The 22,414-nt window shown below is 45.8% G+C and carries 22 protein-coding genes, 1 pseudogene, 1 riboswitch and 1 other annotated feature; of the genes and pseudogenes, 18 read left to right on the top strand and 5 right to left on the bottom strand.

The features are described 5' to 3' along the window. Positions 1-151: 151 nt before the first annotated feature. The 9 genes and pseudogenes from TY10_RS26570 (at position 152) to TY10_RS26530 (ending at position 9,951) form a co-directional block, all read left to right on the top strand. Positions 152-811, top strand: coding sequence for a sce7725 family protein (locus TY10_RS26570; RefSeq protein ID WP_155986062.1), 660 nt, complete (start codon positions 152-154; stop codon positions 809-811). A gap of 1,616 nt (positions 812-2,427) precedes the next feature. Then, positions 2,428-3,270, top strand: a complete 843-nt coding sequence (locus tag TY10_RS26565) for a carbohydrate ABC transporter permease (protein WP_238328049.1) — start codon at positions 2,428-2,430, stop codon at positions 3,268-3,270. A gap of 15 nt (positions 3,271-3,285) precedes the next feature. Next, on the top strand, positions 3,286-4,497 hold the full coding sequence (locus TY10_RS26560; RefSeq protein ID WP_042170682.1) for an extracellular solute-binding protein: 1,212 nt from the start codon (positions 3,286-3,288) through the stop codon (positions 4,495-4,497). Positions 4,498-4,529: 32 nt separating this feature from the next. Continuing rightward, positions 4,530-5,411, top strand: coding sequence for a carbohydrate ABC transporter permease (locus TY10_RS26555; RefSeq protein ID WP_052350789.1), 882 nt, complete (start codon positions 4,530-4,532; stop codon positions 5,409-5,411). Further along, the gene (locus TY10_RS26550) at positions 5,395-6,309 is read left to right on the top strand and encodes a ComEC/Rec2 family competence protein (RefSeq protein ID WP_042170680.1); all 915 of its coding nucleotides are present in this window, start codon (positions 5,395-5,397) and stop codon (positions 6,307-6,309) included. Before TY10_RS26555 ends, TY10_RS26550 begins: the two co-directional genes overlap by 17 nt. Positions 6,310-6,326: 17 nt before the next feature. After that, positions 6,327-7,100: an inositol monophosphatase family protein gene (locus TY10_RS26545; RefSeq protein WP_052350788.1), complete on the top strand. Its 774-nt coding sequence runs from the start codon at positions 6,327-6,329 to the stop codon at positions 7,098-7,100. Positions 7,101-7,126: 26 nt separating this feature from the next. After that, the gene (locus TY10_RS26540) at positions 7,127-7,846 is read left to right on the top strand and encodes a GntR family transcriptional regulator (protein WP_042170677.1); all 720 of its coding nucleotides are present in this window, start codon (positions 7,127-7,129) and stop codon (positions 7,844-7,846) included. Between the two features lie 229 nt (positions 7,847-8,075). After that, positions 8,076-9,327: pseudogene (locus TY10_RS26535) on the top strand (MFS transporter). 99 nt (positions 9,328-9,426) lie between these two features. Continuing rightward, positions 9,427-9,951, top strand: coding sequence for a hypothetical protein (locus tag TY10_RS26530; protein WP_042170675.1), 525 nt, complete (start codon positions 9,427-9,429; stop codon positions 9,949-9,951). Between the two features lie 54 nt (positions 9,952-10,005). Here the strand turns inward: TY10_RS26530 and TY10_RS26525 are convergent, their stop codons facing one another. Continuing rightward, positions 10,006-10,308, bottom strand: coding sequence for a hypothetical protein (locus TY10_RS26525; RefSeq protein WP_042170672.1), 303 nt, complete (start codon positions 10,306-10,308; stop codon positions 10,006-10,008). A 141-nt stretch (positions 10,309-10,449) separates the two neighbouring features. Then, positions 10,450-10,673, top strand: a binding site (T-box leader). Between the two features lie 78 nt (positions 10,674-10,751). Here TY10_RS26525 and tyrS point away from each other — a divergent pair. The 7 genes from tyrS to TY10_RS30670 all read left to right on the top strand — a co-directional run bounded on the left by tyrS (position 10,752) and on the right by TY10_RS30670 (position 18,731). After that, positions 10,752-12,011 (top strand): tyrosine--tRNA ligase, encoded by a 1,260-nt coding sequence (gene tyrS, locus TY10_RS26520; RefSeq protein WP_042170709.1) that lies wholly within the window; start codon positions 10,752-10,754, stop codon positions 12,009-12,011. Between the two features lie 192 nt (positions 12,012-12,203). Then, a riboswitch (cobalamin riboswitch) is annotated at positions 12,204-12,393 on the top strand. A 148-nt stretch (positions 12,394-12,541) separates the two neighbouring features. Then, positions 12,542-14,158, top strand: a complete 1,617-nt coding sequence (locus TY10_RS29260; protein WP_052350787.1) for an S-layer homology domain-containing protein — start codon at positions 12,542-12,544, stop codon at positions 14,156-14,158. Positions 14,159-14,232: 74 nt separating this feature from the next. Then, on the top strand, positions 14,233-15,207 hold the full coding sequence (locus TY10_RS26510; protein ID WP_042170668.1) for a DUF4430 domain-containing protein: 975 nt from the start codon (positions 14,233-14,235) through the stop codon (positions 15,205-15,207). Next, entirely contained in the window at positions 15,204-16,097 is an 894-nt protein-coding gene (locus TY10_RS26505; RefSeq protein ID WP_042170665.1) for an energy-coupling factor transporter transmembrane component T, read from the top strand. The genes TY10_RS26510 and TY10_RS26505 overlap by 4 nt, the downstream gene beginning before the upstream one ends. Next, positions 16,070-17,764 carry an ABC transporter ATP-binding protein gene (locus TY10_RS26500; protein WP_042170661.1) on the top strand — a complete coding sequence of 565 codons (1,695 nt, stop codon included), beginning with the start codon at positions 16,070-16,072 and terminating at the stop codon, positions 17,762-17,764. Before TY10_RS26505 ends, TY10_RS26500 begins: the two co-directional genes overlap by 28 nt. Next, positions 17,746-18,483, top strand: a complete 738-nt coding sequence (locus TY10_RS31145; protein WP_042170658.1) for an ECF transporter S component — start codon at positions 17,746-17,748, stop codon at positions 18,481-18,483. Before TY10_RS26500 ends, TY10_RS31145 begins: the two co-directional genes overlap by 19 nt. Positions 18,484-18,566: 83 nt before the next feature. Beyond that, positions 18,567-18,731 carry a hypothetical protein gene (locus tag TY10_RS30670; protein WP_155986061.1) on the top strand — a complete coding sequence of 55 codons (165 nt, stop codon included), beginning with the start codon at positions 18,567-18,569 and terminating at the stop codon, positions 18,729-18,731. A gap of 35 nt (positions 18,732-18,766) precedes the next feature. Here the strand turns inward: TY10_RS30670 and TY10_RS26490 are convergent, their stop codons facing one another. Further along, on the bottom strand, positions 18,767-19,363 hold the full coding sequence (locus TY10_RS26490; protein WP_042170656.1) for an AAA family ATPase: 597 nt from the start codon (positions 19,361-19,363) through the stop codon (positions 18,767-18,769). Positions 19,364-19,497: 134 nt separating this feature from the next. Between TY10_RS26490 and TY10_RS26485 the strand changes: the two genes are divergently transcribed. Further along, entirely contained in the window at positions 19,498-19,914 is a 417-nt protein-coding gene (locus TY10_RS26485; protein WP_155986060.1) for a ribosomal maturation YjgA family protein, read from the top strand. On the opposite strand, the gene TY10_RS26480 is transcribed toward TY10_RS26485, so the two are convergent. Further along, entirely contained in the window at positions 19,904-20,482 is a 579-nt protein-coding gene (locus tag TY10_RS26480; RefSeq protein ID WP_052350786.1) for a CAP domain-containing protein, read from the bottom strand. The two genes, TY10_RS26485 and TY10_RS26480, sit on opposite strands and share 11 nt — an antisense overlap. Before the next feature lie 103 nt (positions 20,483-20,585). On the opposite strand from TY10_RS26480, the gene TY10_RS26475 reads away from it, so the two are divergent. Beyond that, positions 20,586-21,068 carry a GAF domain-containing protein gene (locus TY10_RS26475; RefSeq protein WP_042170653.1) on the top strand — a complete coding sequence of 161 codons (483 nt, stop codon included), beginning with the start codon at positions 20,586-20,588 and terminating at the stop codon, positions 21,066-21,068. A gap of 363 nt (positions 21,069-21,431) precedes the next feature. Here the strand turns inward: TY10_RS26475 and TY10_RS26470 are convergent, their stop codons facing one another. Then, on the bottom strand, positions 21,432-21,842 hold the full coding sequence (locus TY10_RS26470) for an ImmA/IrrE family metallo-endopeptidase (RefSeq protein ID WP_042170649.1): 411 nt from the start codon (positions 21,840-21,842) through the stop codon (positions 21,432-21,434). An 8-nt stretch (positions 21,843-21,850) separates the two neighbouring features. Then, positions 21,851-22,273, bottom strand: coding sequence for a helix-turn-helix domain-containing protein (locus TY10_RS26465; protein ID WP_042170646.1), 423 nt, complete (start codon positions 22,271-22,273; stop codon positions 21,851-21,853). Positions 22,274-22,414 lie beyond the last annotated feature (141 nt).

Here is a 22,414-nt window from a genome sequence, read left to right as displayed (position 1 = left end):
GATAACAAAATCATGACCTGTGCATTGAGCCTTATAACGAAGATGAAGATGAATTGTATAAGTACAATAAATTGATTAAGCTAGTTGGTAGTTTAATTGAAGCGAATAAAAGTTTCGTTTTGCTAATAGATAGTGAAAAAGATTTACAAGAATTAAAAAAAGTTTTAAAGATTTAGACGATTATTGCATACATGGGTATGAAAGCGGAAATGTTAATTATCAATCTGACAAACAAAACATAGCCATTATTCATCGGAATCAGGATTCTTTAGTTAATGATTCTAGTAATTTAATATACAACATTTTTATGCCAGAAGTTTTAAGGTTTCAAACATACATAAACCAATATAATCAAGGAAAAAGTGTTTTGGTTGAGGATGGATTTATAAAGCATGAACCTAATAGTGACTATCCTTCACATGAGGATTTTAATTCTGAGTTATGCTTTACCTACAAGAATAAAAATGTACTAGGATTCGGCGACTTTACAATTCTGGAAAACGGGTATCAGCCCTCAGGCGGAGGTAAAGCAGACAGTGTCACACATGTAATTCATCTTACTAAAAAAGAAACTGCTAGCACTAAAGACAAAATAGTTGTATATCATTATCTGACGACTCCAAGTGAAGAAGCAGATAATAAAAGACGCTCGGCGAAGACCATTGCAAAGGCATATAATAGTAGAACTCAATTTTTATATACTTCGGGAATAAAATTAATTGAGGGGAAATACCCAAATGGGACAAGTTTAGGTATGTATAAGAGGATTGGTGTTGCTCACCATATCGAATTAATACATTCGCTTATTTAAATTAATACACGAACAACAAATTTCCTGAAATATGCTGCAAATTGAACTGCCCCCGTCAAGTAGACAGTACAAAAAATAAAGATCTATGAAGCGGCCTTAGCCCTGAATTCCATGGGGCTGAGGCTGTTTATTCTTTTCTGTAATTGTTCGTAATTTTAAAAGTGAAAATAAGCGTCAATGTCGTTCTTTAACTACTCGAAGGGTTGGTATTTATGCAAATAATACTTCACACAGTTCAACCTTTCCCAAAAGGATTCACATGGGTCTGTTATCAATGCAACGTCCAACTCTTGACATGCTCTGCTTTTGTTTAGCCTTGTCCAACATCTTCTTGAAGCTCAGAGACATATACTGGAAGCCACGGTCGCTGTGAAGGAGTTTTTTGCTCCTTAGTGCTGCTTTAGCGCCAACTTCAATGTCTTAAACACGAGGGGATTATTATTGGAGTGCCCCAGTACATAAGAAACAATCGATATCGTGAAGGTATAGAATCGCGCTTAAATATGCTACCTGACCATTGCCGTCTTTAAGTTCAGTTACATCCGTTACCCACTTCTCGTTTGGAGCTTCAGCTTGAAACTGACGGTTTAATACGTTCTCAGCTACCTGCTGTGGCGTAGAACGCTCATATTTGTTTTTCTTTCTGCGAATGACAGACTGAATCCCTTTATCTTCATCAGACGATACACGCGCTTATGGTTAATCTGTTTCTCCGTTTATCGGTCAATTTCACAAGCATGAAATCAGCTCATTTTTATTACTATAACCTAAAGTTTGCATGACGGACACCGCCGCGGCGCACAGAAATCGCTTTTATTCGTGTAACAATAATGTATCAATTATGTACCGATACCTTCAACGTTCAATATCCCGTAGCAGCACGCCGTAACACACAAGATGCCTACAAGATGCCCACATTTTGCCCACGAACCACACGCACGCATCGTGTTTACACGGATTTATCGAACCAATTTTTCAAGATTATCGGATAAAATCACCACAAAAAGACTCTAAAAACACATAAAAACGTATTTGTCTCATGGGCGGCATGATGTAATAATCTTTGGAAAATCCTGTAGTATCAAGGGTTTAGGGCTCCTTCGGGAACCCTCAGGCTGTAGAGAAACCCCTTATTTTTTGTAGGGGCCTAAATCTCTCGAAATTTTTCACCTAAATGTGGTTCTCAGATCGTTTTAAATCGATTTTTCTTTGCTAAGACGAGAACCACCCCAAATAAAAATAAAAGTGTCGAAAAGTCCATAGGACTTTCTCGATACTCTGAGGGCTCCTTCGGGAGCCCTTTTTTTAATGAAATCACATTTTCTGCAGTTTATTCTATGTTCGCGTTCCTCTATAAAAGAGGAACTTTTTTACGCTCATAGAACATAAAATAAACCGACAAGCAGGTTATTAGCAGCTAAGGCACGATCAAGAAGTTCTCCTATAGGAGACTTCATGGTCGTGCCTTTTTTTACATTTCATTCCGTTACCATGCCAACTCAATTCCACTCCCGCTCCCTTAACCAATTATTAATAAAACGATGACAAACCGTTAACACCTCAATTTTATAGTAGTTGTATAGACGTCTAGACAAATGAAGGGGAAGGAGAACATTTTGAACAGCACAAGAATGAGTTTGAAGTTGCATCCCAAACACGGGCTGCTGGTTGTGGTTCTAGTTGCTACCCTGTTTCCGATTTATTGGATGGTGAACATGGCGCTGCAGCGATCAGAGGATGTATTCAAAAATGTATCGTTGCTGCCCAGCTCCATCACATTCGAGCATATGATCAGCATTTTCACAACGGAGAATTATCTCCTTCCGCTATTCAATAGTTTCATCATTACAGCAATATCGCTAACGATTGTCATGGTATGCGGCTTGTCCAGCGCTTATGTATTGGGACGAAGAAGCTTTTCGATCGCTTACAATAAATCACTGCTGATATGGATATTGCTTGTTCGAGTGCTGCCTCCCATCACTTTTGCATTACCGCTCTACATATTGATGAACGAACTAGGGCTCTTGAATACGAAAATCCCCATCATTCTAGCTCATATTCTAGTAAATTTGCCGCTCGTCATCTGGTTTATGCTTGCATTCTTCACTAGTGTCCCGAATGAAATCGAAGAGAGCGCAAGAGTTGACGGGGCTTCGGAGTTCACGATTTACTACAAGGTCGTTTTACCCCTGGTACTGCCGGGTATTGCCGCCGTTACGATTCTGTCGTTTATGGCTTCGTGGAATGAATATTTGTACAGCGTCATTTTTATTCAGAGCCCGAGTGATTTCACGATTCCATTGAAGCTGGCAACGCTCAACAGCGAGCAAGAATTAACGGAGTGGGGCAAGGTGGCAAGCGGCGGCATCATATCGATGCTTCCTGTGCTCATTATCGCGATGTTCATGCAAAAACATTTGATGAATGGTCTAACTGCTGGTGCAGTAAAAGAATAGAGGAGGATACGAGAGATGAAAAAACGTTTTGCGATATTACTAAGCTTAGTTATGATGGTGTCGATTTTTACGGCTTGTTCAGCGAAAGGACCGGACAGACTGGTCATCGCTGCACGCGGCGGCTCGCATGTGACGGCAATGGAAGCTGTGAAGGAAGCATTCGAGAAGGAGCATAAGGTTAAGGTTGAGATCATTGGGCTTGAAGCGGCAGATCTTAAACAGAAAGTATCACTGGACGCTAAAAACAAGCAAGGCGCTTATGATCTGATTATGGCGGATGACCCTTGGATGCCGGAGTTTAGTGAAGGGGGAATTTTCGCTAACTTGTCCAAGCTTGGTGTAGAGGCAGATGATGATTTCGAAGAATCCTCCATTGCCTTGGGTAAAAATCCTTATGCGACTGGTGATCTGTACGCACTGCCGTTCTCGGGAAATGTTCAACTCTTTTTCTATAACAAACAGCTGCTTGAGAGTCACAATTATGACGTTCCAAAAAGCTGGGAAGAGGTACTTACGATAGCTAAAGACCTTCATGCTGATGGTGCTTCAGGCTATGTCATTCGCGGTCAGCAAGGCAACCCGATCGTTTCCGATTTCTTGCCGATTCTGTGGGCTTATGGAGGTCAAGTATTTGATGATGCTTGGAAAGCACAAGTGAATTCCGAGCCTGCAAAACAAGCATTGAACACTTACATTCAATTATTGGCTGTCGGTTCGAACTATGAGACGACGGATATCGTTAGCTCTGTGTCTGAAGGGCGCGCTGCGATGGCACTAGGCTGGCCGTCATGGTTTATTAAAGGGGAAGATGCGAGTGCGGATTATGCTCCAATTCCGGCTAAAGGAACGGCCAATGCTGAGACGGCTGCAACCGGGATGATTGGCAACTGGATGATGGGTGTAACGGCCAATGCGAAGAACCCTGAGCTGGCGGCGAAGTTCTTGACGTTTATTACGAGTAGTGAAACTCAGAAAAAGATGGTGGAGCATGGCGGAGTTCCCACCCGGAAAAGCGTATACCTAGATAAAGAATTATCGGCAAAGTACAAGCACTTTCCAACTCAGCTAGAAGCGCTGCAAAACTCTGTAGCTCGGCCAAGAACGCCAAAATGGTCCCGTGTAGAAGAAGCGCTTGGCAGTGAGCTTTCCGCAGCCATTGCAGGAACAAAGTCCGTAGAGAAAGCCCTGTCTGATGCCAATCAAGCAATCGATCAGATTATGCAATAATGGTTCTCACGGTATGAAGGAGTGTTACAGAATTGCATAGTAAACGTCGCTTTCAGTGGATCATGCTGGCTCCGGTTCTCATTCTGCTAACGGGTTTGACGGTATTCCCAATTGTCTACACGATTGTTAACAGCTTTACGGACTATTACTACTTAGCAAGTGAAGCGAAGCAATACGTCGGGTTAAGCAATTATATGAAAGTCGTGAAGGACGAGGTGTTCCAGCAAGCGGTCTGGAATACGACCAGATTCATGCTGCTTGCAGTTGCAATTGAGACGATAGTCGGTCTGGCTATTGCCGTGCTGGTTGAAAGCATGAAGCGCGGGGTGAAAATATTGCGGGTATCGATTCTGATACCCTCCTTATTGCCGCCCGTTACGGTAGCTCTAATCTGGCAGATGATGCTGAGCAATCATAATGGAATCATCAATCATATGCTGTCCTGGTTCGGATTCGATCCATTTAACTTTCTGATGGATATTCGCATAGCATTTTATGCGATTCTCTTTATCGATGTTTGGCAGTGGACGCCATTTGCATTTTTGTTAATCTATGCGGCTCTGCAGGCTGTTCCCAAATCGCAATACGAGGCGGCTAAAGTAGACGGAGCGAATTCGATGAGCATTTTCAGACATATTACCGTTCCTAATATTATGCCTGCACTATTGTTTGTCATTTTGCTGCGTACGATTGATACCTTTAGATTATTCGATAAGGTTAACATTCTGACCGGCGGCGGACCTGCGAATTCTACAACGACGATCACGCAGTATATTTATCGGCAAGGCGTATACAATCTGCAAATTGGTTACGGTTCAGCAGCGGCAATCGTCATGGCTGGACTGGTCCTTGTATTCTCAGTCTTTTATATTAAACGTTCAATAGGTGGGGCTCAAGATGAATTGCGTCATTGATTTTTTGAATGTAGGCTTTGGTGAAGCGACGGTTATCCGGTATACATATGGTGCTCAGCGCTTTTGCCTTGTTGTGGATGGCGGAGATATTCATGCGAGTACGAATCCGCGCAGATGCAGTCTCACCCAATATATTCGAGAGCAGCATATTGAAAAAATTGATGTGCTCGTCCTCACACATTTTCATAGGGATCATATTGGCGGAGTGCATGAGATTATAGGCCATATTCCAATTGGCGAAATAAAAATCCATCTGATGCTGCCTGAATTTATATTGGAAAGCGGAATGATGGATTGTTCGACGCCAATGCTTGCGTCACTGTCGCTATATATTCAAATTTTGAATCAAGCGAAGGAGCTTCGTATCCCTGTCGATATTGTAGAGAAGCCTACAGCATTTTACGAGCAGGAGTTAACTTATAAGCTGCTAATGCCGGACATGCATAAACTGGAACAACTGAAGCTAGAGCTAAATAATCTCGACATGAGCTGTCTTAAACAACAAGCGGAGTCTTTAAACCGAATTGACCGGATGCTGAATTCGACGGCCATGGCAGCCATCATTAGCTATAAAGGTGAATCGATCGTGCTGCTTACTTCTGATGTGGCCTTGAGCTTTTGGGTGCCTTACTGCGAGGAGCTTAAGAACATCGCTGTCGTGCAAGCTCCGCATCATGGTGACCGGCATCAGATTTCAGGGGAGTGGCTGAGCAGCATCAACCCACAAGCTGTCATTGTTAGTGCTGATGATAAAGGAACGTATCAGCTTCCGCATAAAGAGATTGAAGCGATGATCTCGGAGCATAGTAAGGCGAAGCTATACTATACGGAAGCTGTAGCGACCACTCATCGGATTCTTCGTGTGGATGCCGAGCAATGCAGCGTGGAGTTCATATAATAAGGAACTGTGATAACATGAATTTAGATCAGTTAATGATAGAAATAGAATCTTGGGTAGACAAGGTCGCTGTTTATCAGAAAATCGCCAATGAGCAAAATCAGCTTCAGGTTCGTACAAAGGGCTATGCGACGGATTTCGTTACCAATGCAGATGTGAAATCCGAAGAAATTTTAGTCGAATGTATTCGCAAAGCTTATCCGGAGCATAGCATTCTCACCGAGGAGAAAGGGAGCTATGCCAGTGATAGCAATTATTTATGGGTAATTGATCCCATTGATGGCACGACGAATTTCATTCATCGTTTTCCTCTATCTTCGATTTCGATTGCTTTACAGCATAAAGGCGTTACGCAGGCCGGCATGGTCTATTCGCCATGGCTCAATATGAAGTTCTATGCAACTAGAAGAGGCGGCGCTTATCTGAACGGGAAGCGTATCTTCGTATCCGCAACTGCCCAATTGGAAAAGAGTTTGCTCGCCACCGGATTTCCTGGCGGCGGCTTTTCCGAATATATGAACCTGGAATACTTCAAGCGTATGATTAGTCAGGTGGCTGGCATTCGGCGTACCGGGAGCGCTGCGCTCGATTTATGTTTTGTGGCCGCTTCGTATTTTGACGGCTTCTGGGAGTTTGATCTTAATGATTGGGATATGTGTGCAGGTGCGTTAATTGTTGAGGAAGCGGGCGGAATCGTACAGAGGCTGGAAGTTAATGAGCATTCACTTACTCTCTGTAGTAATGACCGGCTATATGATATCTTTAAGGAAAGCTTACTTATTCAGGATTGAATTCATAAAAAGCGGGGCCAGGCGAAATGGGAAGCTATCAGACGATTAAGCTGGAAATCGAGAAAATGATCGACAATAAGCTCTGGAAGGTTGGGCAACGGCTGCCGGCGGAATATGAGCTGGCAAAATATTTTAATGTGAGCAGAGAGACGCTGCGTGCTGCCCTTAAGCTGCTGGAGCAGGAGGGCAAGCTGCTTGTGAAGCATGGCGTAGGCACCTTCGTCATTCAACCGCTTCCGAGTATTCCAAGCCGGCTTGAGATGCTGCAAAGTATAGGTACGATGATTAAAGTAGCGGGCTTGAATGAGGAAGAGAAGAAAGAAATGATTGGAGAAGTGCCGTGCAGAAAAGAATGGGCGGATGCGCTCAATATTGAAGAGAACAGCGCAGTTATTAAGCTGGAACGTATTCGTTATGCCGACGGCCAGCCTGTCGCTTATTCGATCAACATTTTGCCTAAAGAGTTAGTCGGGGATGCGTTTGATCGTGTAGATTTCTCCGGATCGTTATTCGGTTTTCTAGAGGATAAATGCAAAATCAATATTGCTAGAGCAGACACAGAACTGCTTGTCCCCTTGAAGAAAGACAAGTATGCAGCGAGACTGCAGGGCGATGAGGAAGAAGAAGCGCCTGTTATTCTGATGAAGCAGCTTCATTATGATGAGAAGAATAAAGAGGTGCTGTATTCCTTCGACTATTTGCGAAATGATGTATTTAGTTTTTGGATCCGGCGAGAACGGAAATAAGGATGACTGGTTCCGAATAAACATGTAAAAAGACACGCTTCCAGGCACTTCTACAGTGAGTTGGAGGCGTCTTTGCTTATTAGAGGACTTGCATGCTTGGAGTGATCCTATTGGGTATTGGGATAGTCTCAACTTTACGTCTTCTTAATAGGAATATAATATTAGCATGACCATTGGGTGACTGGAAACATGTTACAATTGCGCAATGATGATATTCGGGAGGATGTCTATGAAGCTGACCAGAGAAGAAAGATCTTGGATTTTATATGATTGCGGGAATTCGGCCTATTCATTAGCGGTCACAACGGCGTTATTGCCGATTGTATTCGGCATGTTCAACAATGTGGACAGCAGCATGGATCTAGGCTATTTCAATTCATTAGCAAGTATTATTGTTGCCGTTCTTAGTCCGATTCTAGGAACGCTAGCCGACTATAAAGATAAGAAAAAGCGCTTCTTCCTGTTTTTTAGCTTTGGTCGGTGTTTTATCCACGTTGTCTCTAGCTTTTGTTTCTCCGGCTAGCGGCCAGTGGCAGCTGCTGATTCTGTTTTATGTATTATCCGCAATTGGCTTTGCAGGCTCTAATATCTTTTATGATTCATTTCTAGTGGATGTATCGAATGACGACCGCATGGATAAGGTTTCATCAAGAGGTTTTGCTTATGGCTATATTGCTAGCGTAATTCCTTTCGGTATTAGCCTGGCATTGATCTTCTTAATGGGCATGGACAAAGCAATTGGCTATCAGATCGGCTTTATTATGACAGCATTGTGGTGGGGACTGCTCACGATTCCGATGGTTAGAGACGTTCAGCAGCGTTACTATGTTGAGCCTGAACCGCGTCCGGTCGTAAACAGCTTCAAAAGGCTTGCTCAAACGTTCAAACAAATTCGCAGCTATAAAGTCGTGTTTGTATTTCTAATTGCTTACTTTTGTTATATTGATGGAGTCGATACGATTATTAAAATGGTCGTGCCCTATGCAACTGCGGTGCTGGGTGCGGATGCATTGGATACATTCACGCTGTTAGGGATATTGTTAATCATTCAAATTATCGCATTTCCTTTTGCGATTCTGTACGGGAATTTAGCAAAGAAATATTCGACAAGAGCGATGATTATTGCCGGCATTATTACGTATATTGTGTCTTGTGTAGCTGCCTTTTTTATTTCGTCCGTATGGCATATTTTTATTCTGGGAGCATTAATTGGGTCCGCACAAGGCGGCATTCAAGCTTTGAGCCGCTCCTACTTTGCCAAGATTATTCCGAAGGAAAACTCGAATGAGTTTTTCGGTTTTTACAACATATTCGGCAAATTCGCAGCTATTCTCGGACCGTTCATTATGTCGATAACGACGACGGTAACAGGCAACGCTAAGATTAGCATTTTATCCATCATTCCATTGTTTGTTATCGGGTTGCTCGTATTTCTGACGCTGCCTAAGGAGCAGAAGAGTAGTGGTGAAGTGATAGGGTAACCTGTCGAAAATTTACAGATTTAAATTACTAGAGGAAATTCAATCCACCTTCATGTATAATTTTAGGAAACGACATGTTTCGCGAAGGGATGATGAATAATGGCGAAGGCGTTAGTGAGACTGCTGCATGGATTAGAACTAAAGGACCCAGATACCCTTTTAGAAGTAACGTTTGATTCGGAGTTTCTAATCATTGTTGAGAAATCAATCAAAGGTTTTAAAACAATAGTTGAAAACACCTTTAAGATTCCATTGGCTAATTTTTTGGGATCAACGATTACAACTGAAAAAGACTTAACTGAAGTCAATAAAAGTGTTATAGGCCGGGGTATTGTCGGTGGTTTACTATTTGGGCCGGCTGGATTAGTATTGGGCGGGATGTCAGGTATTGGGACAAAAAAGGGATCAACACATCAGGTATACATCGTTTCATTTGTTTCTTCGAATGGAGAAGTACGCAATATTACATTTAAAATGCCAATACCAATGGTTAGTGTGACCCAAAAATTCGATGACAAGTTGAAAAAACAATTGATCAAAGTACCAAGAAGCGAGGCAGCTATAAACATCCTGAAACAAGCTCAGGAACAGGAGCAGTACGGTAAACCTGATGTTATTTTATAATAGGAAAAGCGCCTCTCTGGGGCGCTTTTCCTATTATAAATATCATAAATTGGCCTAGTCCTTTTTCTGATCCTTAGCAAGCTGCTGCCGAAGCTCGGCGTTTTTTGCTGACAGCTGTTTGGAAAACTCCTCTTGAGAAGCCGTTAATTTAACGATTTCCTCGTTGAGCTTTTTGATTTGTTTGGATTTGCTGCTGGAATCAGGGGATGAAGGATTCATCCGGAGTTCCTTTTGTAGCTGCTTTATTTTGGAGAGCGCTTTGCCCGCTTTAATTTTATCATTGTTTATCTGATTCTGAATTTCAGTAATATCCCGTTTTAAGCGGCTGATTCGGGAGGCCGTAAAGCTGATGGACATTCTAACACCTCATCCTCGTTTTGTATTGCATGCTCATTCTACTATAAAAACGTCAATAGAGCGAGATGAATGCCTAACCGGTATGAAATGCTTTATTGACAATGATTTTGCAATTCGGATATACTGTCTGTAATCTTATAACGATATACGTTGAAAGAGCCCAGTAGCAGCTTTGTCCCTGTTATAGAAAGTCAGGGGTTGATGGAACCTGATGCAAACAAGGTCTGCGAATTACACTCTGGAGTATCTTGGGTAATGCCAAGCGGAACGGCGAACGATATTTTGCCAATGAGTGGCATGAACAGCGCCTTTTCGGCCTGTTGGTGCAATTTGGGTGGTAACACGGTTATTCAATCGTCCCTATGTCTACAATTAGACGAGGGACGATTTTTTGTTGTTTTCAGACGGAAATGAACTTATCTATTAAAAGGAGCTGCATGAAATTGAACATTATCGACGAACTGGAATGGCGCGATGCGATTAACCAGCAGACGGATGCGGAAGGCTTGCGCGAATTAACGAATACGAAGGCGGTTTCGCTCTACTGCGGCGTTGATCCAACGGGCGACAGCATGCATATCGGTCACTTGATCCCATTCATGATGCTCAAACGTTTCCAACTGGCTGGTCACCGTCCGGTCATTCTGATCGGCGGGGCAACTGGAACAATTGGCGATCCAAGCGGCCGCCAAACTGAGCGTTCCCTGCAAACGATGGAGCAAGTGCAAGCGAATGTGGATGCGCTGACAGCGCAGTTGAAGAAGCTGTTTGTAACAGAAGGCGACAATGAAGTACGCATGGTGAATAATTACGATTGGACGCATAAAATCAATGTGATCGACTTCTTACGCGACTATGGCAAAAACTTCAGCATCAATACGATGCTGGCGAAGGACGTCGTATCGAGCCGTCTCGACAGCGGTATCTCCTTCACCGAGTTCTCCTACCAAATTCTTCAATCACTTGATTACCTGCACCTGTACCAGCATGAGGATGTGCAGCTGCAAATTGGCGGTTCCGATCAATGGGGGAACATTACGAGCGGTCTGGATCTGATCCGGAAAAAAGAAGGCTCTGAGGCGAAAGCGTTTGGCCTTACGATTCCATTAATGCTCAAAGCGGACGGCACGAAATTCGGCAAAACAGCCGGAGGCGCTGTATGGCTTGATCCGAATAAAACGACGCCATTCGAATTCTACCAGTTCTGGGCGAATACCGACGACCGTGACGTTATCAAATATTTGAAATTTTTCACGTTCCTCGATAAAGCGGAAATCGATGCGCTAGCTGAGAAAGTGCAAACGGAGCCGCATAAACGCGAGGCCCAAAAAGCGCTGGCCGAAGAAATGACGAGATTCGTGCACAGCGAAGAGCTGCTGGAGCAAGCGAAGCGGATTACGGCGGCTTTGTTCAGCGGAGACATTCGTTCCCTTACAGCTGATGAAATCGAACAGGGCTTCAAGGAAATGCCAACCTTCGAGGCAGGCACGGAATCGAAGAACATTATCGACTGGCTAGTTGATCTGGGGATCGAGCCATCCAAACGCCAAGCACGCGAGGATATTACGAAAGGCGCGATCTCGATGAACGGGGAACGTGTCAGCGATGTGGAGTTGACTGTTACGGCGGAGCATGCGATTGGCGGCCGGTTCATCATTATCCGCAAAGGCAAGAAAAACTACAGCTTGGTGAAGCTGGGTTAAGCTTAGCTTTAACCAAACAAGCAGCATACGGGCAAGGAAAGGAGCTTCCTTTAGAGCATTTCATATGCTTTGAAGGGAGCTTTTTTAAGTCCTATAGACACTGTTGAAAAAACAGGATGCTTAATATGTAAATATTACGAATAACCACATGACAAATCTTCATTTTTTCGTTATGATGAGCAAGATAATTTAATAGGATAAAAATGAACAGGTGCCTATTCCTTCATTATAATGAATCGGTTAAATGGGAAGCGGGTGAAAGTCCCGCGCGGTCCCGCCGCTGTAAAAAGAAGAGTCCTTGCATGAAGCCACTGGGAAACTGGGAAGGCAGCATGGGCGATGACACTTGAGCCAGAATACCTGCCTGTTTATTTACACATTCTATTCTACGAGCGATAGAAGGGTGTTTATTCATGCATGCTTTTTTGAGTTGTGCGCTTGATTAAACCCCTTGACTGTATCAGTCGAGGGGTTTGTTGTTTTTTTGGAAATATATCATTCGAGAAAATGAAAGGAAGTGAAATAATAGGATGAAGTGCAACCGGTTGTTGGCGTGGCTGCTAATCGCAGCTGTATTTTTATCCGTGTTCTCAACGAATTTGACGGTTTCCTATGCTTCTATTGGACCCCAGCAAACCTATTCCGATGCAGCGTCCATTTCACAATGGGCGAAGGCCTCAATCGACCGGGCCTCGGAGCTTGGCTTCGTGCAGGGCAGCAATGGCAAGTTTAATCCGAAGTCATCGGTAACGAGAGCGGAGTTTGCGAAAATGCTCGTATCGGTGCTGAATATTCCGATGGTAAGCAAACCTGCTGGCTATACAGACGTAGCATCTAATCAATGGTACTACCCGTACATCAACGCTGTGTCCCAAGTAGGGTATATGAGCGGCTATAATCAGAAATTTGAGCCAAATGCGAGCATTACCCGCGAGCAAATGGCAGCTACCATTGTCAGAGCGCTTGGACTTAAGCCTATACAGACTGCCTCTTTGATCGCTGACGCAGATAACGTATCGGCATGGGCAAAAGCGGATGTAACCACGATCCTCGCTTCGCAAATTATGCTTGGCGATAACAATCGCTTTAATCCGCAAGGGACGGTTACTAGGGAAATGGCTGCTGTTGTTGCTATGCGTACCTTCGACTACGGCAAGCCAAACGAGACAGATCCTGAAACACCTGTTGTAAGCCCGATCCACACCAAGGTTAAAACACAAGTAAAGGAGACTGCAGCTTTTCTGCAGTCCTCTGTTACCAATCCCGTCATCGCCAGCGTTGGCGGTGAGTGGACGGTATTTGGCTTGGCCCGCTCCGGCATTAAGATGCCGGATGCGTATTATGCTAAGTATTACGCCAATGTAGAGAAGAAATTGAAAGAAGTGGACGGCAAGCTTCACAACGTCAAATATACAGAGTATGACCGTGTCATTCTGGCGCTTACTGCGATCGGTAAAGGTGTAGATGATGTAGCTGGCTACAATTTACGGGAGCCGCTCGCTGACTACGAGACATTGATTAAGCAAGGGATTAATGGACCAATTTTTGCGCTGATCGCTTTAGACAGCAAAAACTATGAAATTCCGACGGTTGCTAAGGTGAAGACGCAGACAACGAGAGAGCTGCTCATTGACTTCATTCTAAATCGTGAAATCTCAGGCGGAGGATGGGCGCTAGGCGAGAAGCCGGCAGCCGCTGACCCGGATATTACCTCCATGGCTATTCAAGCATTCGCGCCTTATTATGCAACGAATGCGAAAGTGAAAGCAGCCGTAGACCGCGGCATTGCATGGCTGTCGAAAGCGCAGCAGGCTGATGGCGGTTACGTAAGCGGCGGCTCCGCCAACTCCGAAAGCACGTCACAGGTTATCGTGGCTTTAACCGCACTCGGCATTGATCCGCATACCGATGCGAGATTCGTGAAAAACGGACACTCCGCAGTTGATGCATTGTTAAGCTATGCGGCTAACAATAAAGATAAAGGCGGCTTTTATCATGTGAAATCCGGCGGCGTGGACAATGGCGGCGCCAAGCCGGGCGACGTGGATCTGATGGCTACGGATCAGGCGTTCTATGCGTTAGTTGCCTATGATCGTTTTCTGAACGGCCAAACCCGCCTTTACGATATGACGGATGTAAAAGCGTAATGGAATAAAAGAGCGAGCAAGGGCTGAATACGATGCCCTTGCTTCGTTATTTTCACGATTGGGGTGAGAAATAAGTGAAGAACAGAAATAAATGGCTGGCAGCTATAGCGGTGATTATAGTGCTGGCTGTTGCATTTTTCTGGGGCGGCGATTACGCAAAGAATACAACGAAGGTAGACACAGCCTCCGTGATCGAGTCGCCGGCAGCAGCAGGCCAAGAAGAGGCAACGGCATCTCCGGCAGCGACGGAGGAGCATGACGATGAAGAGAAGGCGGACGGCGGTCAAGCCTCACCTGCGAGTACTCCATCGCCAGAATCGTTGGCGGCTGAAACCGACAAACCGGCAGGTCAAGCTGAGAAAGATGTAAGCCCGGTCCCGACAGATGGGGCGGAGCAAGGCAGTCCAACAGCTACACCATCAGCGAAGCCGGATTCGACTAAGGCGCCAACCCCTAAGCCGGAAGCCACCAAGAAGCCAGCCGATGCAGGGGGCAAGCAGCCAACGGCAACAGTAAAGCCAACATCCACGCCGAAGGGCGGAAAGGATAAATACCAGACCGATCCGGTCCCTAGCGGGAAGCCAAAGCCTGTCGAGTGGCAGGATACGGTGGTCGATAAGAAAAAGAAGCTAACAGCAACGCTGTCCGTTTCGGCGGCCAGTATTCTGGATCATATGGACAGCTTCAATAAAGATAAGCTCGAAGTGCTTCCCGAGGACGGCATTATTTACAAGGAGCAGAAAGTAACCTTTTATGAAGGGGAGTCCGTCTTTGATGTGCTGCTCCGCGAAATGAAGAAAAACAAAATTCATATGGAATTCGAAATGACACCGATCTATAACAGCAATTATATCGAGGGTATCAACAATATTTACGAGTTCGACTGCGGGGAGCTCAGCGGATGGATGTACAAAGTGAATGGGTGGTTCCCGAATTATGGGGCTAGCCGCTATCTGCTGAAGGACGGCGATAAAATCCAGTGGCAGTATACTTGCGATTTGGGACGGGATATCGGCGGTTATTCGGCTGGCGCAGGAGACGGTAAATGATGAAGGACAGCTTCTCCAGCTTCCATCCGATCATTAATTTTGGCTATTTTGCCGCGATGCTGCTGTTCGGAATGTTCTTAATGCATCCGGTTCTGCAAGTTATTGCACTGCTTTGCGCCCTAACGTATTCGATCCTTCTCAATGGAAGGAAAGCCGTCAAGTTCAATCTGCTCTATATGCTTCCGCTGTTTGTTGTGATGGCGGTTATGAATCCGGTCTTCAACCATGCGGGTGTGACGATTCTCTTCTATTTGAAGAACGGCAATCCGATGACGCTGGAATCGATTCTTTACGGGGTGTCGGCGGCTTGTATGTTCGTGACGATTCTGCTCTGGTTTTCCTGTTACAATGCGGTTATGACGTCGGATAAATTTATTTATTTGTTCGGTAAAATAATGCCTGCCCTATCGCTCATTTTCTCGATGGTGCTGCGTTTCGTGCCGCGGTACAAGGAGCAGATTAGGCGGATTTCACTGGCGCAGAGAAGTATTGGCCGTGATATTACACAAGGAAATATGCTCGTTCGGGCACGCAATGGCCTTACTATCTTATCGATTATGACGACCTGGGCTCTGGAAAATGCGATCGAAACGGCAGATTCGATGAAATCGAGAGGCTACGGCCTGCCCGGCCGCACGAGCTTTTCGCTCTATCGCTTTGACAGCCGCGACCGCCTAGTTGGAGGAGCCCTATTGGCTTTAATTGCAATTATGGTGATTGGCGAAGTAAGCGGACGTAACGCTATGCGTTTTTTCCCTTCTATTAAAATGGCGATGACCACTCCATTCAGTATTATCGTATTTGCCGCTTATTTGCTGCTCGGCATGCTGCCTGTCATTATACATGTTGTGGAGGCTTTGAAATGGAAATCTATCAGCTCCAAGACGTAAGCTTTACGTTCCCACTGTCGGATCAAGCTGCGCTCTCGCATATCGATCTCACAATTACGAGCGGGGAATTTGTTACGATCTGCGGCAGGTCAGGCTGCGGCAAAAGCACGCTGCTCAGACAGCTGAAATCGATTCTGACTCCCCACGGTAAGCGGGAGGGGACGATACACTACGCTGGCAAGCCCATTGAGGAAGCGAATCAGCGGACTCAAGCGGCGGAGATTGGCTTCGTGCTGCAAAATCCGGATAACGGCATTGTCACTGATAAGGTATGGCATGAGCTGGCATTTGGGCTTGAAAGCCTGGGTTATGACAGCGGCTCGATTAGACTGCGCGTAGCGGAAATGGCGAGCTTTTTCGGGATTCAGCACTGGTTTCATAAAAACGTTGCCGAGCTGTCCGGCGGGCAAAAGCAGCTGCTCAATCTGGCATCTATAATGGCGATGCAGCCCTCGGTTCTCATTCTGGATGAGCCGACTTCCCAACTGGACCCCATTGCCGCGGCGGACTTTATCGAGACGCTGCGGAAAATCAATCAGGAGCTCGGCACGACGATTATTCTGACCGAGCATCGGCTGGAGGAGGTTCTTCCCGTATCGGATCGGTTGATTGTGATGGATGATGGTGCGATTATTGCCGACGATACGCCCCGCCGTTCGGGGCAGACGTTGTTTCAGATGAAGCATCCAATGCTTGCGGCGATGCCTTCACCGATGCAAATCTGTGCGGGCGTAGAAGCCGGTGCATCGGCAGTTCCGGTTACGGTAAAAGAAGGCCGGCAATGGCTGGACGCTTTTTTGCAAGGAATTCCGGCGCTCCATCGGGAAAGCTGGAGTCAGCCGGTCGTTAATGCTGTCGCTGGCGTCGGCAAACGGCAGAAGCCGGTTATTCAGTTCAAAGAGGTATGGTTTAAATACAGTAAAGACGCATCGGACACGGTGAAGGATCTCTCTTTTGAAGTGGAGGAAGGGCAGTTCTATTGCATCGTTGGAGGCAACGGAGCGGGGAAAACGACGACGCTGTCGTTAACAGGAGGGCTCGTTCAGCCTTATCGGGGCAAGATTCTAATCGACGGCAAAAACATCGCGAAGATGAGTGCGAAAGAGCTGTTCACGAATCAATTGGCCATTCTTCCGCAAAACCCGCAGCATCTGTTTGTGAAAAAAACAGTGGAGCAGGATTTGTATGAAATGCTCTCCGGTTCCCCCTTAAGCTTTGTTGAAAAAACGGAAAAAGTTGAAGACGCCGTTCAATTTCTCGAGCTTGAGCCGCTGCTGGCGAGACATCCTTATGATCTGAGCGGAGGCGAGCAGCAGCGGGCGGCGCTGGCGAAGGTGCTGCTGCTGGAGCCGAGAATTTTGCTGCTGGATGAGCCGACGAAGGGCTTGGACGGTTTCTTTAAGGATCGGCTCGCGCATTATTTGAAAAAGCTGAATGCGGAAGGCGTAACGATTATGATGGTCTCGCATGACATTGAATTTTGCGCCAAGCATGGGGAAGTTTGTGCGATGTTTTTCGACGGCAGCATCATTACAGAAAAGGCGACAAAAGCCTTTTTCGCGGGCAACAGCTTTTATACGACGGCTGCAAACCGGATGGCCCGGCATGTGTGGCGAGAGGGCGTTACGATTGAGGATGTGATTGCATTATGCAAGCAGAGCAGCTAACGAAGCCCAACCGGCGGTTAAGCCGCCGGACGCTGCTGTCCGCTGTACTCATACTTATCGTAATACCGGCAACGATTCTCATGGGCATCTATTTGCTGAATGACCGCAAGTATTATTTTATCAGCTTGCTTATTATTCTTTACACGATGCTGCCCTTTGCCATGGTATTTGAGAAACGGAAGCCGCAAGCGAGAGAGCTGATCGTTATTGCCGTGTTGGCCGCAATTGCTGTTGCGGGGCGGAGCGCGTTTTTCATGCTGCCGCAGTTCAAGCCGGTTGTCGCGATCGTCATTATCGCAGGTGTAAGCTTCGGGGCAGAAGCCGGATTTCTAGTTGGCGCTACGGCGGGCTTTGTTTCGAATTTTTTCTTTGGTCAAGGTCCTTGGACGCCCTGGCAAATGTTCAGTTTTGGCATCATCGGTTTTATAGCCGGCATTTTGTTTCAGAAAGGACTGCTTCGCCGGACGAAGCTATCCCTTTGCGTATTTGGCGGTTTGTCCACATTAGTCATTTATGGCGGCATCATTAATCTGGGCTCGGCAACCATTTTTTCACCATCATTTTCGTGGCAAGCCTTACTTGCTGTATATGCCTCGGGCTTTTGGTTTGATCTGGTTCATGCGATAGCTACCGTGTTTTTTCTGTTTATTTTATCGAGGCCTATGCTGGAGAAGCTGGATCGCATTAAAGTCAAATATGGCTTGATCGAGCGTGAATAGAGAAAATCATAGAGGACATAGAGAGCTGTAAGGCGAATAGATATAGGATTACCTATATATTCCTCATAAGGGAGGGTTTCGCCATGAATGAGAATCAGGACTTGCAGGAGATCAAAGACAGACTGACCCAGATTGAAGCCAAGCTGGAGAAAAAGCCAAGCTTCTTAAGGAATTTCCTGATGGGCTTGGGGATTGTCTTTATTCTGATGTTCCTCATTGGCATTCTTCAATTTATTACAAAGAACTAAATGACGCGAGTTGCATAGGAGGACCGTTCCTCCATTTAGCTGAAGAACCGGATATGTCGAACTTGGGTAATCAGGCGATGAGCTTTCTTTTGCAGCCAGTTTCGATTGTCAGGCAGCAGCGGTAAAGATAGTTGTGCAGCTATCAAGCTTACAACTTCGTCTGTCGTAATCGAATCGGTATTCAAATGCTGGCCGAATCGTTTATTCGCCAAGCCTTCCATACAGCGGTCTATTTGTTGAGCAGGCCAAGAGTGCTCCCTGTCGCCGCGGCCTTTCAGTCTTTTGAGCAGCACATCCCGGGAAGCCCATAGAGTAAAATGATGAATTTCCACGCCTTCAGATTGCAGTCGTCCGATAATTTCCTGAAAATACGCAGGGGATACAATGGTCATCGGGATGATGATTGGCCCTTCATAGCTGCTGCTTATGTATTTCAATAGGCTGTAATTGAATTCTCTCCACATCGGATAATCCTGAAAATCACCAATGAGGAGCGATTGCGGCAGCTGCTTGCGAATATAGTAGCCGGCATTTTCCGGATCAAATACGAAAGAATGTTGAAGCCGTCTATGAAGCTCATAGGCGGCTTGCGTTTTTCCTGCTCCAAAAGCGCCGTTTATCCATATAATCATAGTAAACACCTCGTATAGAATATAAAGTGGTGGAACTGGATTCTAGACGCTCTATATTTCGAAAAGGTTCCTTTGGAACGGAATTTCGCGCAAAATAGAACGTATACAAGCGCAAACGGGAGAGGGGCATCTACATGAACATGAAAACAAGCATGCTCCGTCAACGGATTACATACGGGCTGGCTGTTGTGGCCGCATTGCTGCTGGGCTTGGGATCGAGAGAATGGGCCGGTCAGCTCCCGGCATTCGTTGCGGAGCAGTTTGGCGATGCGTTATGGGCGAGCATGATTTATTTTGGGCTTCGTTTGCTTCTGCCAACAATGAAGCTGGCAAGGTCAGCGGTTATAGCTGTTTTGTTTTGTTTCGGTATCGAATTCAGCCAGCTTTATCAAGCAGAGTGGATTCAGTCGATAAGGGGGACGACGCTGGGGGCTCTTGTGCTCGGAAAAGGATTTTTAGCCATTGATCTGGTCAGATATAGCATCGGAATTCTGATTGCTCTAGTAGTTGACCGCTTCCTAATGGCGCGTAATGGACGTATTACAAAGTGACGAACAACTGCGTCCAATAGGTGCTGAATTCACTCTGGTCATTGCCAGGGACGTAGCCAACACCCAAATAGGTGAAATTAGGGTTAAGGATGTTGGCACGGTGGCCGGGACTGTTCAGCCAGGATTGCATAACGGCTTCCGGCGTCCGCTGGCCGGCGGCGATATTTTCTCCATATGCCGTCCAATTTACACCAAATTCAGTGAGCATTTCTCCGGGAGAGCCATATGTGGGGGACGTATGGTCAAAATACTGGTTATCGCGCATATCCCGGGCTTTTAACGTGGCGATATCACTCAATTGATCGGTCGTTAACGTCTCTCCATTCGGCAGAGTAGTCGTTACGATGAGCTTTTTTAGCGGCCGAAGTCCCGCTGCAGCCCGTGCTTCGTTGGTCAGGGTGAACACATCATCAGCGAGCTGTGAAATTCGTACCCTGGAACGTGATCGGGAGCGAGAGCGGGTCAAAAACAGTGTGTACTTGCGAGAAACGTTTTTATGGGAGCGGTTAGTCGCTAGGGGTTTCACCCGCCGTTTTCGCGTTGAGGAAGCGACTTGTTTTCTTGCCATTTCATTCCTCCTATCTATTAATTAAAGATATGATATTCTATTCAACAGATAGAGTAATGGCTTGAGCGAAATGAACCTGGTTAGCGGAAAGAGGCGATTTGATATGTTTCAGAATCAATTTTATACAGGTACGCGAGAAGAAAACTACCGGCTGCTGTTGAAGCAGCTAGAGGGATTAATAGAGGACGAGACAAGCCGCATAGCGAATCTAGCGAATGCTTCAGCGCTTTTGCAGCAATTTTTGCAGGATATCAACTGGGTAGGCTTTTATTTGCTTGAAGGTGAAGATGAGCTGGTGCTAGGGCCGTTTCAGGGCAAGCCGGCATGTACGCGGATCGCAGTTGGCAAAGGAGTATGCGGAGCAGCCGTCAGCCGGGGAGAAGTGATGCTGGTTGAAGATGTCCATCAATTTCCTGGGCATATCGCATGCGATAGCGCATCGAATTCGGAGCTCGTCATTCCGCTTCGCCGCGAGGGCCGGATCATTGGCGTGCTCGATATCGACAGTCCCTCGTTTGCACGGTTCGATGAGACCGATGCCCGGTTTTTGACGCTATTCACAGAGGTGCTGGGTAAGTATGTGTAGGGTGCTGGAAGAGGCTAGCGTTGAAAGCGTAAAAGGCGGGTCAACATGCAAAGGTGCGTGTTGACCCGTTTTTCGTAGCATCAAGTCTGGGGGAGTTCAAGCTACGCATAAAACGCACCGAAGACTACAATATTGGAAAGTGTAAGTAATCAAAATGTAAAAGTGCAGGCTGAATCGCCCATTTCATCTCCAAAACGCGTCCAAAATGCAAAAGTGCAGGTTGATAGCGGTAAAATCGCTTGGAATGGCGGATTTCTAACATTTCACATGCACTTTTACATTTTGAATAGAAAAATCGGGCTAAAAAGGTGGAACAACATGCAAATTTGCATGTTGTTCCACCTTTTTTCAGCTGCCATCCCTTTAGAAATAAAACTTGTCCATTTCCTTCGGAATGCCGTTGCGGGCGAGCAGCTCGCCGACCGTCTCACTGCGGCCAAGCGTATCACCCGAGGTAAGCAGACGGATGGCGAATTTATTGGCCTGTCGTTCATATTTTCCCACATTAAAGAAGGATTGTTCATCCAGCCAGAAGCGATTGAACCCCGGATGCAGCCGGTCATGTCCAAGCTCATGCGCACAGACGAACCGGCGCCAGTCATCCGGCAATACGTCATGAATGACGATGAAGCGGCGACGCAGCTTTTTATAGTAAAGCCCTTTGGTGGCATCCCCAAGATCGGCATAACGAATATGAATGCCTAAACCCTCTGCAATGACGAAAGGATCATTGGTTTGGAATTTTCGGATAAGCCTCATTATTAGTTTGTCCATGGCGTCACCTACTTCTCGTTATGTTTATCTGGTTCCTCTTTCACTTGTGTTTTAGGACGTTTGTTCATTTGCTTGGCTTCCCAGAACAATCCTGTCAAGACGTCCATGACGCGCTGCCGGTCCGTACCGCTCATCGGCACACCGTCGAACATCAGATCGCCGTCTTCCTCCAGCATCTTTTTGAAATCTCGCTTATCCTTATACGTAGCCCATTCAGGAATCGATTCAGCTGCAGACTCCCGTCCCAGCAAGTAATCCGTTGTTGTGTTCAAAATATCTGCGATCCGCTGAAGATCGCCGCTTGTCGGAACAACCCGGTCATTCTCAATATGACCGAAATTGGAGCGTCCCATGCCGATACGGGCCGCTATGTCCTGTTGGGTCAGCTCGTTTTTTGTACGAAGTTCCTTAATTCTTGCACCAAGAGACATTATAATCATCCTCCGAAATATAAAATGGTATTTAAAATACTTGACGGTATTTATATTACCACATATAATGAATTTGTAACGAGGAATCGTAGTATAAATACTTATATTAATATTTTATTAGCTATAGGTGGTAATGTCAAT

The sequence above is a fragment of the Paenibacillus gorillae genome, from assembly GCF_000513275.1.
Taxonomy (GTDB): domain Bacteria; phylum Bacillota; class Bacilli; order Paenibacillales; family Paenibacillaceae; genus Pristimantibacillus; species Pristimantibacillus gorillae.
The sequence above is the reverse complement of the archived record's forward strand: the minus strand, read 5'-3'. Positions and strand labels throughout refer to the sequence as shown.